Origin of the sequence: Mesorhizobium sp. BR1-1-6 (assembly GCF_020165355.1) — a bacterium.
Classification (GTDB): domain Bacteria; phylum Pseudomonadota; class Alphaproteobacteria; order Rhizobiales; family Rhizobiaceae; genus Mesorhizobium.
This window is the reverse complement of the sequence record NZ_JAIUHZ010000017.1, coordinates 1-14,862: the sequence shown is the minus strand read 5'-3', so window position 1 is coordinate 14,862 and position 14,862 is coordinate 1. Positions and strand designations below refer to the sequence as shown.

General features: G+C 63.7%; 14 protein-coding genes. 9 read left to right on the top strand and 5 right to left on the bottom strand.

Annotation, left to right across the window (positions count from 1 at the left end; all coding sequences use genetic code 11):
* Genes LB545_RS24145 through LB545_RS24130 form a run of 4 tightly spaced genes read left to right on the top strand, consistent with a single transcriptional unit; the run spans nucleotide 1 to nucleotide 4,435 of the window.
* Nucleotides 1-789, top strand: a complete 789-nt coding sequence (locus LB545_RS24145; RefSeq protein WP_224705963.1) for an enoyl-CoA hydratase/isomerase family protein — start codon at nucleotides 1-3, stop codon at nucleotides 787-789.
* Nucleotides 786-1,802 carry a hypothetical protein gene (locus LB545_RS24140; RefSeq protein ID WP_140555651.1) on the top strand — a complete coding sequence of 339 codons (1,017 nt, stop codon included), beginning with the start codon at nucleotides 786-788 and terminating at the stop codon, nucleotides 1,800-1,802. The genes LB545_RS24145 and LB545_RS24140 overlap by 4 nt, the downstream gene beginning before the upstream one ends.
* Before the next feature lie 14 nt (nucleotides 1,803-1,816).
* Nucleotides 1,817-3,586, top strand: a complete 1,770-nt coding sequence (locus LB545_RS24135; protein WP_140555650.1) for a CoA-transferase — start codon at nucleotides 1,817-1,819, stop codon at nucleotides 3,584-3,586.
* 6 nt (nucleotides 3,587-3,592) lie between these two features.
* The gene (locus LB545_RS24130) at nucleotides 3,593-4,435 is read left to right on the top strand and encodes an SMP-30/gluconolactonase/LRE family protein (RefSeq protein ID WP_224705962.1); all 843 of its coding nucleotides are present in this window, start codon (nucleotides 3,593-3,595) and stop codon (nucleotides 4,433-4,435) included.
* 14 nt (nucleotides 4,436-4,449) lie between these two features.
* On the opposite strand, the gene LB545_RS24125 is transcribed toward LB545_RS24130, so the two are convergent.
* The 5 genes from LB545_RS24125 to LB545_RS24105 all read right to left on the bottom strand — a co-directional run bounded on the left by LB545_RS24125 (nucleotide 4,450) and on the right by LB545_RS24105 (nucleotide 10,050).
* Nucleotides 4,450-5,370: an ABC transporter permease gene (locus LB545_RS24125; RefSeq protein WP_224705961.1), complete on the bottom strand. Its 921-nt coding sequence runs from the start codon at nucleotides 5,368-5,370 to the stop codon at nucleotides 4,450-4,452.
* Nucleotides 5,371-5,401: 31 nt separating this feature from the next.
* Nucleotides 5,402-6,496, bottom strand: a complete 1,095-nt coding sequence (locus LB545_RS24120; protein ID WP_140497512.1) for an ABC transporter permease — start codon at nucleotides 6,494-6,496, stop codon at nucleotides 5,402-5,404.
* Nucleotides 6,480-8,027 carry an ABC transporter ATP-binding protein gene (locus LB545_RS24115; protein ID WP_224705960.1) on the bottom strand — a complete coding sequence of 516 codons (1,548 nt, stop codon included), beginning with the start codon at nucleotides 8,025-8,027 and terminating at the stop codon, nucleotides 6,480-6,482. Before LB545_RS24115 ends, LB545_RS24120 begins: the two co-directional genes overlap by 17 nt.
* Before the next feature lie 98 nt (nucleotides 8,028-8,125).
* Complete coding sequence (locus tag LB545_RS24110) at nucleotides 8,126-9,220, bottom strand: BMP family ABC transporter substrate-binding protein (protein ID WP_224705959.1); 1,095 nt, start codon at nucleotides 9,218-9,220, stop codon at nucleotides 8,126-8,128.
* The gene (locus LB545_RS24105) at nucleotides 9,217-10,050 is read right to left on the bottom strand and encodes a GntR family transcriptional regulator (RefSeq protein WP_224705958.1); all 834 of its coding nucleotides are present in this window, start codon (nucleotides 10,048-10,050) and stop codon (nucleotides 9,217-9,219) included. Before LB545_RS24105 ends, LB545_RS24110 begins: the two co-directional genes overlap by 4 nt.
* A gap of 249 nt (nucleotides 10,051-10,299) precedes the next feature.
* Here LB545_RS24105 and LB545_RS24100 point away from each other — a divergent pair, with 249 nt between their 5' ends.
* The 5 genes from LB545_RS24100 to LB545_RS24080 form a co-directional block, all read left to right on the top strand.
* Complete coding sequence (locus LB545_RS24100) at nucleotides 10,300-11,157, top strand: aromatic ring-hydroxylating oxygenase subunit alpha (RefSeq protein ID WP_224705957.1); 858 nt, start codon at nucleotides 10,300-10,302, stop codon at nucleotides 11,155-11,157.
* 31 nt (nucleotides 11,158-11,188) lie between these two features.
* A complete protein-coding gene (locus LB545_RS24095) occupies nucleotides 11,189-12,079 on the top strand; it encodes an aromatic ring-hydroxylating oxygenase subunit alpha (protein WP_140525103.1) in 891 nt (296 codons plus the stop codon).
* A 21-nt stretch (nucleotides 12,080-12,100) separates the two neighbouring features.
* Entirely contained in the window at nucleotides 12,101-13,867 is a 1,767-nt protein-coding gene (locus LB545_RS24090; RefSeq protein ID WP_224705956.1) for a Rieske 2Fe-2S domain-containing protein, read from the top strand.
* 9 nt (nucleotides 13,868-13,876) lie between these two features.
* Nucleotides 13,877-14,524 carry a glutathione S-transferase family protein gene (locus tag LB545_RS24085; protein WP_140673614.1) on the top strand — a complete coding sequence of 216 codons (648 nt, stop codon included), beginning with the start codon at nucleotides 13,877-13,879 and terminating at the stop codon, nucleotides 14,522-14,524.
* A gap of 57 nt (nucleotides 14,525-14,581) precedes the next feature.
* Nucleotides 14,582-14,862 (top strand): alcohol dehydrogenase catalytic domain-containing protein (locus LB545_RS24080; RefSeq protein WP_224681744.1); only part of this gene is annotated, 281 nt, incomplete at its 3' end.

Genomic DNA, 14,862 nt, shown 5'->3' with positions numbered 1-14,862 from the left:
ATGCGCACCTACCAGACACTCACGGTCGAAACCGCGGGCCGCGTCGCGATCGTCACCTTCCGCCGCGCCGATCAGCTCAACGCCATGAACCGGCTGATGCAAGGCGAGATCACTGAAAGCTTCGAGTCGCTATCCGGCGATGCAAGCATCGGGGCGATCGTGGTGACAGGGGAAGGGCGCGGCTTCATGGCCGGCGCCGACATCAAGGAATACGCCGCCCAGACCGGACCGGAATTCGACATTTTCCAGGCTGCCGGCATGCGCATGTACGCGGCCATCGAGAACAACCGCAAACCGGTGATCGCGGCGGTCAACGGCTTCGCGCTGGGCGGCGGCATGGAGCTGGTGCTGTGCTGCGACCTCGTCATCGCCAACCAATTCGCCAAGCTCGGTCTGCCGGAAATCAAGCTCGGGCTGATCCCCGGCGGCGGTGGCACGCAACGCAGCGTGGCCAAGCTCGGCCGCAGCCGCGCCAATTTCCTGCTGATGACCGGCGCCATCGTCCCGGCCTCGGAATTCGTCGCTGCCGGTCTGGTCAACGAGATCGTCGAGGTCGACCGGCTGATGCCGCGCGCGCTGGAACTGGCCGAAATGATCGCCGCCGAGCCTGCTGCCGCAATCGAGGGACTGAAGGCGCTGACGGCGCATGCCGTGTCCGGTGATCTGGACGATGGGCTCACCATGGAGCGCGACATATTGGGTGAGCTCTATCGCAGCGAGATCGGCCAGCAGCGCGTCAAGGAGTTCGCCGGGCGGAGCACGACAAAGGCAAAGAAGGGCGGGCCGTGAACGCGGGCGACGATTATCGCGGATTGGGCTGGGCGCATGGCGCGCTGACTGTCCAGCGGCTTGGCGCGATGCTGGCGCCGGTTACGTTCATTCTGGAGGACGGTCGGCAGGTTTCGCCGATGCACATTGCGCCCTGGTCGAACGAGCCGCAGGCGCAAGCGCTGCCAGGCATCCTGCGCAAGTTGCGCGGCGAATGGCCCTGCGTGCCCTTCGGCTATTCGGTGCCGGCCGATGGATGGCCCGAGGACTGGGCTCGGGTGATGGGCTCGCCGGAGGAGGGCGAGGAAGCCCATGGCCATAGCTCCAACCATGACTGGCAATGGCGCGAGAGCGCCAAAGGATCGTTGTCACTGACACTCGCCTATCCAGCCGGAAGCCCGGTCGGGCGTGTCGAGCGGACGGTGACGCCCGATCCGTCGATGCCAGCCGTCGACGTTGAATTCAAGATCGTCGTTCGCCATGCCTGCCGATTGCCGATCGGCTTGCATCCGGTGTTCCGGCTGCCAGCGGAGATCGGCGCCGCCGCGCTGGAACTTGGTTCCTTCGATCACGGTCGCACCTATCCACACGATGTCGAAACTAGCGCTGAACTGTTCGCCCGGAACGCGTCCTTCACTGACTTGTCGAGCGTACCGGCCCGCGCGGGCGGCATGGCTGATGCTTCGCGACCGCCGCTGGTGGCCGACACGGAGGAATTGTTGCAGATCGAGGGCCTGGATGGCACGGTGGCGCTCGCCAATCATGCGGACGGGTACCGCGTGAAACTTTCCTGGCAGAAGGAGCATTTCCCGAGCCTTTTGCTCTGGTACTCCAATCGTGGCCGCAAAGCAGCACCCTGGAACGGGCGCCATGTCGCCATCGGCATCGAGCCGATCTGCTCGCCCTTCGGGCTCGGCCCGGCGACAGCGTTGGCCGACAATCCGATCGCGCAATCCGGCATTGCGACGGCGCAGGAATTCTCGCCTGAAAAACAGTTCGTGACCCGCTATCGCATCGAGGCATCCGCGCTGTGACGAACCGTGCCGCAATGTCCCTGGTCAAGCCGAACCGGCCGCGCTTCACGGATGTCGAAGGACTGGCCGCGATGGTCGGCCATGGCGAATCGTTTGGTGTCGGCGGCCACCATTTCGCCCGGCTGCCGATCGCATTGCTGCGTGCGATAGCCCGGTCGGGCGTCAAGGATCTGCATTACATCTGCTGGGCCGGCGGCTTGCCCCTCGAACTGCTGCTCGAAGCGCATGCCGTGGCTGAGATCGACCTCTGTTTCTCCAGCCTCGACATTTTCGGCTTGCCGCCAAAATTCCGCGCAGCCGCCGAAAGCGGCGCGATACCGGTTCGCGATTGGACGGCGCTGGCCATGATCCAGGCGCTGCGGGCGGCGCAGCAGAACCTGCCCTCGATGCCGTTCCAGCTTCCGCTGGGATCGGGCATGCTGGCGCGCGTGCCGGGTGCGAGCGCCAGACCTGATCCGATTGCCGGTACCGAAAACGGATTCGTCCCGCCGCTGCGGCTCGACACATTCGTCGTCCATGCCCAGCGCGCCGATGAAAGCGGCAATGTGCAGATCATCGGGCCCCGCGCGCTGGACTTCGCCATGGCGGGTGCGGCGCGCAAGGTGCTGGTCACGGTCGAGGAAATCGTGCCGGGCGGGACGCTGCGCCAGGACGGCCGCCAGAGCGTGCTGACCCGCAACCAGGTTTCGGCGATTGCGCTGGCGCCGGCCGGCGCCTATCCGGCCTCGTGCCTGCCGTTTTACGTCACGGATTATCAGCGATTGTCGGAGGCGTTCGCCGACCGGCAAACGCCTTTGGCGGACAATCTGCGCCCGCCTTCCGAGGGCGTGCCGAAGCCGTTGCAAAGAGCTGCGAAGGTTCGAGCTGACACAGCGCTTGCCATGCCGGCGCTTGCGCGCGCCGAAGAGAAAGCATCCGTCGACGAGATCATCGCCGCTCGCATCGCCGCCGAACTCACCAATGAGAGCTTCGCCAGCGCGGGTGCGGTCTCGCCGCTGGCCAACGTCGCCTACCGGCTGGCCAAGGCCACGCACGCGCCGGACATGATCATCGCGACGATGAGCTGCGGCCATCTCGACATCGCGCCGAGCCCGATGATCCTCTCGCTGATCGAAAGCTTCGATTGCGAAACGGCTGTCGCGCATGCCGGCGGCGACGACACCTACTCGACCTATTACCAGGCCGGCGCGGTGACGCACGAGATCGTCGGCGCGGCACAGGTCGACCGGCGCGGCCGCGTCAACACGATCGCACTGCGCAAACCAAGCGGCGGCCTCATCCGGTTGCCGGGGCAAGGCGGCATGGCCGATGTCGCCAACATGCACCGCGATTACCTGCTCTACATCCCCCGCCACTCGATCCAGTCGCTGGTGGACGAGGTCGAGATCGTCAGTTCCGCCCGGGGGTTGCTCACGGCGGCCGAACGCGAGCCGATGGGCTATCGCACCGGCAGGGCGCTGGTCTTCACCGATCTCTGCGTCTTCCGGCTCGACGAGACTTCGAGGGAATTGATCGTCGTCGAAACCATGCCGGACGTCACGCAGCAGCAGATCCGTGACGCCACCGGATTTGCGGTGTCGTTCGACGCCTGTTGCCGCAAGGTCTCGCTGCCTTCCGACAACACGCTCGCCATCTTGCGAAACCGCATCGACCCGCTCGGTCTGCGCCGTCTGGAATTCGTCAGCGCCAAGGAGCGCGGCGCGCTGATCGCCGAGATTCTTGAAGCCGACCGCGCGATGGTCGGACGCTGCATCACCGCGCAGACGGCGCTTGTCGAAAGCTGAGATCCCATGGCCAAGCCGTTGCTCGACATGTCAGCCGCGCGCGTTTTCTTCGACGGCATCTTCACCAGCCCGCGCGTCGCGCATCCGGAGGGCGTGGCCGTTCACCGCGATGGCTCGATCTGGTGTGGCACCGAAACCGGCGACCTGCTGCGGCTGACCGCCGATGGCGGCTCGGTCGAGCGCATGGGTGGCACGGACGGCTTCCTGCTCGGCATTGCCTTCGACAGCGCGGGAAACTGCTTTGCCTGCGACCTCAGGCATGCCGCGATTTTCCGCTGGGATGCCGCGACAGCGCGCATGGAGCGCTTCGCGTCGGCCGGCATTCGCGTGCCGAACTATCCGGTCGTCGACGAGGCGAGGGGTTGGCTCTTCGTTTCGGACAGCGTTGGCCAGGACAATCGCTCGGGCATCTTCCGCTACGATCTCAAGACGGGCGAGGGCGGCCTGTGGTGCCGGGAGGCGATGTCGTTCGCCAACGGCATGGCCATGGCGCCGGACGGCAACGGCCTCTATGTCGTGGAAAGCGACGCACCCTGCATCAGCTATGTGCCGATCCTTGCTGACGGATCGGCGGGGGCTCGTGAGATCGTCGTCGAAGGCGTGCACAATGTTCCGGACGGAGTGGCCTTTGCGCCTGACGGCTCATTGTTCATCTCATGTTATGAGCCCAGCCGTATTTATCGCTGGCAAAAGGACAAAGGTCTCGAAGTGCTGATCGAGGATCCCGCCGCAACCACGCTGGCGCACCCCACCAACATCGCCTTCAAGGGCGACAAGCTCTATACCGCCAATCTGGGTCGCTGGCATATTACCGAGATCGACTTGAGCCTTCTCCAGCAACGGAAGTAGCATTTCGCAGAAGGTCAACTCGTCGGGCGAAAGGGTTTTGCCAGCGAGGCCGGGAAGTGCAGGGCCAGCATCTGGCGGTTTCGTGAGATCAGCACCAGGACGATGATGGTGGCGAGATAAGGCAGGGCCGAGAGCAGTTCGGATGGCACGTCCAGCCCCAGCGCCTGACCTTGCAGCTGAAGGATCGTCATCCCGCCGAACAGCCACGCGCCAAGCAGGATGCGCAGCGGCCGCCAGGTGGCGAAGACCACCAGCGCAAGCGCGATCCAACCCTTGCCGGCAGTCATGTTCTCGACCCAGAGCGGCGTGTAGGCGACCGACAAATAGGCGCCTGCCAGGCCTGCCATCAGCCCGCCGAACAGCACGGCCATGTAGCGGATCCTGATCACGGGGTAGCCGATCGCATGCGACGTCTGCGGCGACTCGCCGATCGTGCGCAGCACCAGGCCAGCTTTCGTGCGGTAGAGGAACCAGCTGATGGCGACGAACATAACGAGAGCCAGATAGACCATTGGATCGAAGCGGAACAGTAGCGGACCGATCAGCGGCAGGTCGGACAGAACGGGGATGTCGAGGCGGCGCAGTGCCTCGATAGGCTCGCTGCCGAAGCCGCGCCCGAGGAAGGCCGAGACGCCCGAACCGAAGATCGCCAGCGCCAGGCCGGCTGCATACTGGTTGGTCAGGAACGTCAGCGCCAGAACGCCGAACAGCAGCGAGGCGGCGCCACCCGCCAACGCGCCGGCCAGGATCGCGACGGGCATCGGATAGCCTGCGGTGACGGCCCAGAATGCCAATGCGGCGCCCATCAGCATCATGCCTTCGATGCCGAGATTGAGGACACCCGACTTCTCCACCACGAGCTCGCCGAGCGCGGCGAATATCAGCGGTGTGGCGGCAATGACGGTGCCGGTGAAGATGGCGATGAACAGATCCATCAGGCTGTCTCCCGCACGATCCGAAATCCGCTCATCGTGCCGTCTCCAGCGCATGCGTGTCCCGGACGGGTCGCACCAGTCGAACGCGATAGAAGATGAAGAAGTCGGCGGCGAGCAGGAAGAACAACAGGATGCCCTGGAAGATCCGCGTCAGGGCCGAAGGCAGTCCGAGCGTCATCTGCACACCTTCGCCGCCGAGGAAAAGCAGCGACATCAACAGCCCGCCAAGCACGATGCCGAACGCGTTCAGCCGTCCGACGAAGGCAACGATGATGGCCGCGAAGCCGTAGCCTGGCGAAATCTGAGGCGAGAGCTGCCCGAGCGGCCCGGCGGCTTCCGCCATGCCGGCAATGCCGGCCGCGGCACCTCCCGCCAGCAGTCCGATCCAGACCGCAGCCGATTCGCGAAAGCCGGCATAGCGGGCGGCAAGCGGTGCAGCCCCGCTCACCGACATCTTGTAGCCGAGAAAGCTGCGGTCGGTGAACAGCCACATCAGGAGCACGGCGACGACCGTGATGAAGATCGACGGGTTGAGCCGATAGGCGGGGTCAAAGGATTCGAACAGGGCCGCCGTCGGCAGAAGTGCCGTCTGCGGATAGTTGAAGCCGGCCGGATCGCGCCACGGTCCGTGCACGAGATAGGACAGGAACAGCGTCGCGATATAGGTCATCATCAGCGTGACCAGGATCTCGTTGGTGTTCATGCGGGCGCGCAGAAAGGCGGGGATTGCCGCCCAGGCCATGCCGGCGCCCATGCCGGCGATGAACATCAGCGGCAACAGCAGCACGCTTTCGGGGTTCGGCCAGAAAAGCCCCACGCCGCTGGCCGCGATTGCCCCCATGGTGAACTGGCCCTCGGCGCCGATATTCCAGACATTGGCGCGGAAGCCGACCGCCAGCCCGCAAGCGATGAGGATCAGCGGCGAGGCCTTGAGCAGCCATTCGGACAGGCCGTTCATGGAAGAGAGCGGCTCGATGAAGAAGGCATGGAGGGTCGCCAGCGGATCATGTCCGAGGGAGGCGAAGAAAATCGATCCGACGATGACGGTCAACAGGGTCGCCAGTGCGGGCGCGGCGACGCGCATCAGCGAGGAGGGCTCCGGCCTTTGTTCAATCCTGAAGCGCATTGTTGCCACCTCCGTTCGCCAATGCGCCGTCGCTCATGCCGCGGCCCGTCATCAGAAGTCCGATCTCCTCGCGATCGGTCGTCTTGCGCTCCAGCGGCGGGGAAACCTTCCCTTGGCAAATGACCAGCAGCCGGTCGCAGATCTCGAACAACTCGTCGAGTTCCTCGGAGACGACGAGCACCGCCGCGCCGGCGCGGCTGAGATCGACGATGGTCTGCCGGATGAAGGCGCTCGCGCCGACGTCAACCCCCCAGGTCGGCTGAGACACCAGGAGGAACTTCGGCTGGAGCGCGATCTCACGCCCGACGATGAATTTCTGCAGATTGCCGCCGGACAGGCTTTGCGCGGTCGCCTGCGGCCCGTTGGCCTTGACCTTGAACCTATCGATTATGCCGGCGGCGAACGCCTTGGCCCGGCGCCGGTCGACCAGCCCGTTGCGCACCGTGCCGAAGCGGTGCGCGGTCAGCACCGCATTCTCCCACAGCGTGTGCGAGGGCACGGCGCCGCGCCCGAGCCGCTCTTCGGGAACGAAGGCGACGCCGAGCTTGCGGCGCTCGTGCGGGCGAAGGCGGGCTGCGCCGGTTCCGCAAATCCGGATGGCGTCGCTGCGCTCATGCGTGCGCTCGCCGCTGAGCAAGGCGATCAGCTCGGCCTGGCCATTGCCGGAAACCCCGGCCAGGCCGACAATCTCGCCGCCATGCACCTTGAAAGAAATGTCCTTCAGGTCGACGCCGAAATGATCCCGGGACTTCACCGTAAGTCTGTTGACCTCGAGCGCCGGTCTGTCGCTTGGCGTCGGCGGGCCGACATGCATTTCAGGCAGCTTCGAACCCACCATCATGCGGGCAAGCTCCAGCGACGTCGTCTCCTTCGGACGCGCGGTGCCGGTGACCTTGCCGTTGCGCAGCACGGTGGCGGTGTCGCAGAGCTCCTGGACCTCGTCGAGCTTGTGGCTGATATAGACGATGCTGCAGCCCTCGGCGGCAAGTTGGCGGAGCGTCTCGAACAGCTTCACCACCGCCTGCGGCGTCAGCACCGAGGTCGGCTCGTCGAGGATCAGCAGTTTCGGCGACTGGAGCAGGCAGCGCACGATCTCGACGCGCTGGCGCTCGCCGACCGACAGGTCGTGCACCTGGCGATGCGGGTCGATGGGCATGCCGTAGCGGCGCGACAGATCGCGGATCTTGTCGGCGAGCGAAGGCAGGTCGTATGCGCTGCTTGCCGAGAGCGCTATGTTCTCGACCACCGAAACGGATTCGAACAGCGCGAAATGCTGATAGACCATTTCGATGCCGAGTGCGCGCGACATCGCCGGGGTGTGCGTGGCGATCGGATTGCCATCGCAAAAGATCTCGCCGGAATCGGCTTGCGTCGCCCCATAGATGATTTTCATCAGGGTGGATTTGCCGGCGCCGTTTTCGCCCAGCACGGCATGGATCTCGCCGGGTTGAATCGACAGCGACACATCGTCATTGGCGACGACGCCGGGATAACGCTTGCAGATGTTGCGCAGTTCTAGTCGCGGATGCATGGCGGGTCCTGCCGTGGCGTGAAGCGAGGTTGGACGGGAACCAGGCAAGGAGACGCCGAAGATATGGACTTGGGCGTCTCCCGGCACTTTTACGGCGATCAGCTCAGCCTGCCGATCATCCCCTTCACGAACCAGTTCATGCCGCGAATGTCGTCATCGGCCAGAACCGAACCGGCGGCAACCTTGACGTTGCCGTCCTGATCCTTCAGCTCCCCGGCGTAGGGATGAAGCTTGCCGCTGCCGATGTCGGCCTCGAGCTGCTTGAGCTTGGCGCGCGCATCGGCGGGGATACCCTCATTGTAGGGGGCCATTTTCACCACCCCGGCCGCCAATCCGTCCCAGCGTACTTCCGGCTTCCAGGTACCGGCGGCCACGGCCTTGGCTGCGCCGACATAGTCGCTGGTCCAATCGAGAACGAAAGAGGTCAGCTGCTTGCCCGAGGCGAATTTCGACATGTCGCTGGCATAGCCGATCGACCAGGCGCCACCTTCGCCGGCGACCTGTACGCCGGTCGCGGTGTCCGTCATCGAGCAGACCACGTCGCAGCCTTGAGAGATCAGCGTCTTGGCCGCCTCCTTCTCCTTGCCCGGGTCGAACCAGGAATTCAGGAAGATGGTGTTGCAGGTCGCGTTTGGATTGACGCTCTGCGCGCCAAGCAGCAGCGCATTTGCCGGACCGACGATGTCGGGGATCGGAAAGCCGCCGATGAAACCGATCTTGCCCGATTTGGACATGTAGCCGCCCGCCGCGCCGGCGACGAAGGTGCCTTCGTAATATTTCGCTTCGAAGGTTCCCAGATTGGCTAGGTCGACGATGCCTGAGCAGTGTTCGAACGCCACCTTGGGAAAGCGCGGCGCCACCTTCTGCATCGGCGTTCCATGCGAAAAGCTTGTGCCGAAGATCAGCCTGTTGCCGGCGCTGGCCAGTTCGCGGAAGACCCGCTCGGCGTCCTGCGGCATGAAGATGTTGTCGATGACGGTGAGCTCGACCTTGTCGCCGAATTCGGCCTTGATGGCCTCGACGCCGAGGCTGTGCTGCTTGGTCCAGCCGATCTCGGCGACCGGCGAGACGTAGACGGCACCGATCTTCAGCACCTCCTGCGCCTGTGCGATGGTGCTCAGCGCTCCCGCGCCAAGAGCCGCGCCGGCCGCGCCGCTGTGTTTCAGGAATTCACGTCTCGTCAGTTTCTTCATGATGGTAGCCCTCTGTTGGTCTTTTTTGTTGATGCCCGGCTTGTCGGTGCCCGGTCTGTTCTGGGGATATGGAGGTGGAGATGCGTTGCCGCGTCGCCGCCGCCGGATGCATTCGACAATCCTCGCAGCGGCACAGTCGCGCCGTCGGCCTTGCCGTCGAGATAGGGTGCCAGCGCTTCGGCAGGCGTCATCTCTGGAAACACTGCGCGATCCATGATGTACCCGCGCACCACCGCGCGGTGGTGGGTGTCGATCAGGTCCATGGCCGGTTTCAGCCGGCCCTTCTCTAGCAGGTCGACGACCCGCGAGTGGTCGTCCAGCAGATTGCAATAGTCGAAATCGGCTGAAATGAGGGAGCGCAGCAGCGTCGTGCGGCGCACCAGCTGCGCGTGGATTTCCTGCATGACCTTGTTGCGGCTGAGGCGTACGAACACGGTATGGAACTCTTGGCCCAGCACGTCGGCCAGCGCATCGTTGCCGGCGGCAACAGCTTGGCGCTGGCGCTCGACATGCTGGCGCAGTTCGGCCCAGCCGGCCGGCCCAAGGCGATCGCTGAGCTGTGCTGCGACGCCCTGTTCGACGAGCGTCAACGCGTCGTAGATCTCCATCGCCTCCTGCATGCTCGGCTTGGCGACGAAGGCACCGCGGTTGCGTTCGATCTGGGCCAGCCCGTCATCGGCGAGCCGGATCAGGGCCTGGCGCACCACGATGCGGCTCACGTTGAATATTTCGGAGAGTTCGCGTTCGCCGAGCTTGCAGCCGGGCACGAGGCGATGGTCGATGATGGCGCGGGTCAGCGTATCCGCGATGGTATGGGAACGGCTGCTCAAGGCATGGTTCTCCGCCATTTCGACGACATGATCAGCGGGCTTTCGTGATGGCGACATGCCTCGTCAGGACACGACATATCCCAGGTTCAGCTTTCTCATATCGGAATTCAATCATCATAATCTGTCAACACAAAAAAGGATTTTGGACGACAAAAAAATGTTGATTGGTATCCAATCTTGTGGTTTCGTCTTCCCGAAACGTCGGGCTAGGTTCATGGTGAAGGGCTAGCCGAGTTGGGAGGGAAGCCGATGGCAACCCGTTGCGTTGACCGCGAGCTTTTGAACGATTGGCACATCGTCGCGGATCAGGAATCGCTAAGCCATGATACGCGGTTTGCCACATGCCTGCTTGGGGTCGCTCTCTCCGTTCACAAGTGTTCAAACAAGATCGAAGTCGTTCGCAGCGATACGGGCGCCACGCTGAAAAGCGCCGAGCGTTATGGCTTCATCTGGACGTGTCTGGAAAAGCCCTGGCGCGACATCATCTATATCCCCGAGGCCAATGAGGCAGACCGGCATCTTGTCAGCGGCGGTTCGATCGCGGTCAAGGTGTCGGGCCTCCGCGCGGTCGAGAATTTTCTCGATATGGGGCATTTTCCCTTCATTCATACCGGCTGGCTCGGCGAGGAGCCGCATACCGAGGTCGCGCCCTACAAGGTTGAGATCACAGCGCAGGACGAAGTGCTGGCGACCGAGTGCAAATTCTATCAGCCGGTGGCTTCGCCGACCGCCAAGGAAGGCTTTGTCGTCGACTACATCTACAAGGTGATCCGGCCCTACACGGTGGCTCTCTACAAGAGCAACCCGATCCAGAAGGACCGGCTCGACGTCATTACCCTGTTCGTGCAGCCGGTGGACGAGGAAAACTGCATCGCGCATCCTTACCTCTGCTATCTTAAGGAAGGCATGGAGGCGGCAACGGTGCGCAGCTTCATGCAATTGATCTTCGCCCAGGACAAACCGATCCTGGAGAACCAGGTACCCAAGCGCCTGCCGCTCGATCCGCGTGCCGAGACCCCGATCCGTGCCGATGCCGTGTCGGTTTCCTACCGGCGCCGGTTGCGTGATCGGGCCGTCACCTATGGCGCGATACCGGCACAAGCCTGATGACGTTCGAGGGCATCCAGAGGATAAAACGATGACAAAATGCTCGGATCCCGTGATCCTCAATCTCTGGCATCCCGTAGGGGCGATCGCCGAGACCGTTCCCGGCGGTGTCCAGGACACCGTTCTGCTCGAGGAGCGCCTCAGTTTTGCGGTCGATATGGATGGTGAGCCCGTCGTCTGGCGCTCACGTCCCGATGTAGAAGGGGTGGATCGTGTTCCAGGCGCCGACAGGCTGCCGGCAAGAAGCGCCTACGGCTATGTCTGGACTTCGCTCGGCTCGCCACCGGCCGAGCTGTTCCCGATCCCGGAATATGAAGAGCCGGACCGCCGCAAGCTCAACGCGGCCACGTTTGGCGTCAACGTCTCGGCACCGCGCGCCATCGAGAACTTTCTCGACATGGGCCACTTTCCCTATGTGCATACCGACATACTCGGCGTCGAGCCGCATACCGAAGTCAAGGAATACGACGTCGAGATATCCGTCGACCGCGACGAGATCCTGGCCACGCGCTGCCGCTTCTTCCAGCCGATGGCTTCGACCGCTTCCGGTGGCGGCGCCGACGTGGACTATGTCTATCGCGTGCCGCACCCCTATTGCTCCGTGCTCTATAAATCGAGCCCGGTCGACGAGGCACGGCGCGACGTCATCGCCATCTTCCTGCAGCCGGTCGACCAGGAGCATGTGCGCGCCCACATGCTGCTTTGCGTGCTCGACGAAGACAATGAAGACAAGGTGATCAAGCGCTTCCAGCAGACGATCTTCGGCCAGGACAAGCCGATCCTGGAAAACCAAGTGCCCAAACGCCTGCCGCTCGATCCGCGCGCCGAAACGCCCATCCGGGCCGACAAGTCGGCCATCGCCTACCGGCGCTGGCTCAGCCAGAAGGGCGTGACCTACGGTGTCATTCCGGTTGCGGCCTGACGAGATTCTTGGAGACGATTGATGTTGGAAGAAGCCAGAAGCCAGTGGCATCCGATCGCCGCTTCCCATGATTTGCCGTACCGCCACGTTTTCCATGGTCAATTGCTCGGCCGGGAATTCGCCGTCTGGCGGGCCGATGACGGCTACATCAACATCTGGGAAAACCGCTGCCTGCATCGCGGCGTCAGGCTGTCGATAGGCATCAATGACGGGCGCGAGCTGAAGTGCCAATATCACGGCTGGCGTTATTCGAACCGCACCGCCGGCTGCACCTACATTCCCGCGCATCCTGCCGACGCGCCGGCCCGCACCATCACCAACCGCACCTTCCCCGGGGTCGAGCGCTACGGTCTTGTCTGGTCGTCCGAGGAGCCTCGCGGCGAGGTGCCGGATGTTGCCGCGCTGACCGAAGGCAAGCTGCTCGCCTTGCGCGGCATCGCGGTCAACGCGCCGGCCGACAAGGTCGTCGAAGGGCTGAAGGCCTATCGCTTTCAGCCCAACGCAGCGATCGAAGGCGAGGGCGCGGAAACCATCATCGAGGCCGCGCGGGATTTTGCCGTGGCGCTGCACTCGCACGATGGTGGTGCCGAGACGCGCGGCGTGTTCTTCGTGCAGCCGGTTGATTCAAACCGTTCGATGATCCGTGGCGTGCTCGATCAGGAGGTCGAAGCAGCCGCCCGCATCGCCATCCTGCGCCACCACAATGAGCGGCTTTCCAAGCTGCGCGACAAGGTCGAGCGCGACGTCGCGAACGCACCGGCGCCCGCACCGATCGAGCCGGTCTACGAAAGGGTGTCGGCCGAACTCGCCGAAATGCCCGAAGTGACCGCGCATGGCCGCAAGGCGGCGCTGCGCGTCAGCGTGGCCAGGAAATGGCAGGCGGCCGACGGCGTTGCCGGTTTCGAGCTCCGCCCGATCAAGGGCATCCTGCCGACGTTCCAGCCTGGAGCCCATATCGACGTCCATATGCCCAATAGCGAGATCAGGCAGTATTCGATCACCAACGGCCCTGGTGAAACCGACAGCTTCATCATCGGCGTCAAGCTGGAGCGCGATTCCAAGGGCGGTTCGAAATGCATGCACGAGACTGTGCGCGAGGGGGACGTGCTGGCGATTTCCGAGCCGCGCAACAATTTCCCGCTGCGCCGTGACGCGATCAAGACGCTGTTCGTCGCCGGCGGCATCGGCATCACGCCGCTGCTCGCAATGGCGCAGGCGCTGAAGAACCAGGAGCTGGCGCACGAGCTGCACTATTTTGCGCAAGGGCAGGAACACCTCGCTTTCGCCGATCGGCTGAAGCATCTCGGCGATGCGCTGAAGCCGCATCTCGGGCTGTCGCCGGACGCGACCGGCGCCGAGCTTCGAGGGATTCTCGCCGGTTACCGGGACGGCATGCATCTCTATATCTGCGGTCCCGGACCGATGCTGGAAGCCGCGCGCAAGATCGCCGCCGAGCAAGGCTGGCCGGATACCGCCATCCATTTCGAATATTTCAAGAACACCAACAAGATCGACGACAGTTCGAGCTTCGAAGTAGCGCTGGCGCGCTCCTGCGTAACGCTGCAAGTGCCGGGCGGCAAGACGATCATGCAGGTCATGCGCGAGAATGGCATCGATGTTCCGTCGTCCTGCGAGCAGGGCGCATGCGGCACCTGCGTCGCCACCGTGATCGAAGGCGAGCCGGACCATCAGGACGTCTACCTCAACGATGCCGAGCGCAAGGCCGGAACCAGGATCATGACCTGCGTCTCGCGCGCCAAATCGGCACGCCTCGTGCTCGACATTTAGGAACTCCCGATGATCACGCTTTACGATTACGAACTGTCGGGCAATTGCTACAAGCTGCGGCTGCTGATGAGTTTTCTCAGCATTGACTACAAGACCGTGCCGGTCGACTTCTACCCCGGCCGCGAACACAAGTCGGAATGGTTCCTGAAGCTCAATCCGCTTGGCCAGCTGCCGGTCATCGAGGATGAAGGGCTGATCCTGCGCGACGCCCAGGCGATCCTGGTCTACCTCGCGTCGAAATACGATCCGTCGAGCACATGGTATCCCCGGAACAGACCGGCCCTGCTCGGCGAGATCAGCCAGTGGCTGGCCTTCGCCGACGGCATCACTTCGACGGCGTCGGCCGCCCGCCTGCACGACGCGCTGTTCTACGATTTCGACATCGATGCCGCACGCGCCGGCGCGCACCGGCTGTTCCGTATCCTCGACGAGCATCTGTGGTTCGGCGAGCAGCAGGGCCGCGGCTGGATCTGCTCGGCCGATCATCCGACCATCGCCGATATTGCCTGCTTTCCCTACATCATGCTGTCGGAGGAGGGCGGCATTACGCGCCAGGACTATCCCGCCATCCGGCGTTGGTGCGATCGTGTCAAACGCATCAAAGGCTTTACCGTGATGTCGGGCGTGTTCCCGGCGGGGCCGGCCAAGGCCGCATGATTTCTATCGCAACGCCGGGCGATCGATCGTCCCGGCAAGCAAGTTTGGGAGAAAGAAATGAAAACCCGCGCCGCTGTTGCCGTTGCTGCCGGAAAGCCGCTTGAGATCATGGAGGTCGACCTTGACGGCCCGCGCGAGGGCGAGGTGCTGGTCGAGATCAAGGCGACCGGCATCTGCCACACCGACGAGTTCACGCTGTCGGGCGCCGATCCCGAGGGCCTGTTCCCGGCCATTCTCGGCCACGAGGGCGCCGGCGTGGTGGTCGATGTCGGCAAGGGCGTCACCTCGGTCAAAAAGGGCGACCATGTGATCCCGCTCTATACGCCCGAATGCCGGCA

What these genes read in the sequence shown, in the direction of transcription:
- LB545_RS24090 (WP_224705956.1), top strand. Translation starts at nt 12,101, where the DNA reads ATGTTGGAAGAAGCCAGAAGCCAGTGGCATCCGATCGCCGCTTCCCAT.
- LB545_RS24125 (WP_224705961.1), bottom strand. Translation starts at nt 5,370, where the DNA reads ATGGATCTGTTCATCGCCATCTTCACCGGCACCGTCATTGCCGCCACA.
- LB545_RS24135 (WP_140555650.1), top strand. Translation starts at nt 1,817, where the DNA reads ATGTCCCTGGTCAAGCCGAACCGGCCGCGCTTCACGGATGTCGAAGGA.
- LB545_RS24120 (WP_140497512.1), bottom strand. Translation starts at nt 6,496, where the DNA reads ATGCGCTTCAGGATTGAACAAAGGCCGGAGCCCTCCTCGCTGATGCGC.
- LB545_RS24110 (WP_224705959.1), bottom strand. Translation starts at nt 9,220, where the DNA reads ATGAAGAAACTGACGAGACGTGAATTCCTGAAACACAGCGGCGCGGCC.
- LB545_RS24115 (WP_224705960.1), bottom strand. Translation starts at nt 8,027, where the DNA reads ATGCATCCGCGACTAGAACTGCGCAACATCTGCAAGCGTTATCCCGGC.
- LB545_RS24100 (WP_224705957.1), top strand. Translation starts at nt 10,300, where the DNA reads ATGGCAACCCGTTGCGTTGACCGCGAGCTTTTGAACGATTGGCACATC.
- LB545_RS24085 (WP_140673614.1), top strand. Translation starts at nt 13,877, where the DNA reads ATGATCACGCTTTACGATTACGAACTGTCGGGCAATTGCTACAAGCTG.
- LB545_RS24095 (WP_140525103.1), top strand. Translation starts at nt 11,189, where the DNA reads ATGACAAAATGCTCGGATCCCGTGATCCTCAATCTCTGGCATCCCGTA.
- LB545_RS24130 (WP_224705962.1), top strand. Translation starts at nt 3,593, where the DNA reads ATGGCCAAGCCGTTGCTCGACATGTCAGCCGCGCGCGTTTTCTTCGAC.
- LB545_RS24145 (WP_224705963.1), top strand. Translation starts at nt 1, where the DNA reads ATGCGCACCTACCAGACACTCACGGTCGAAACCGCGGGCCGCGTCGCG.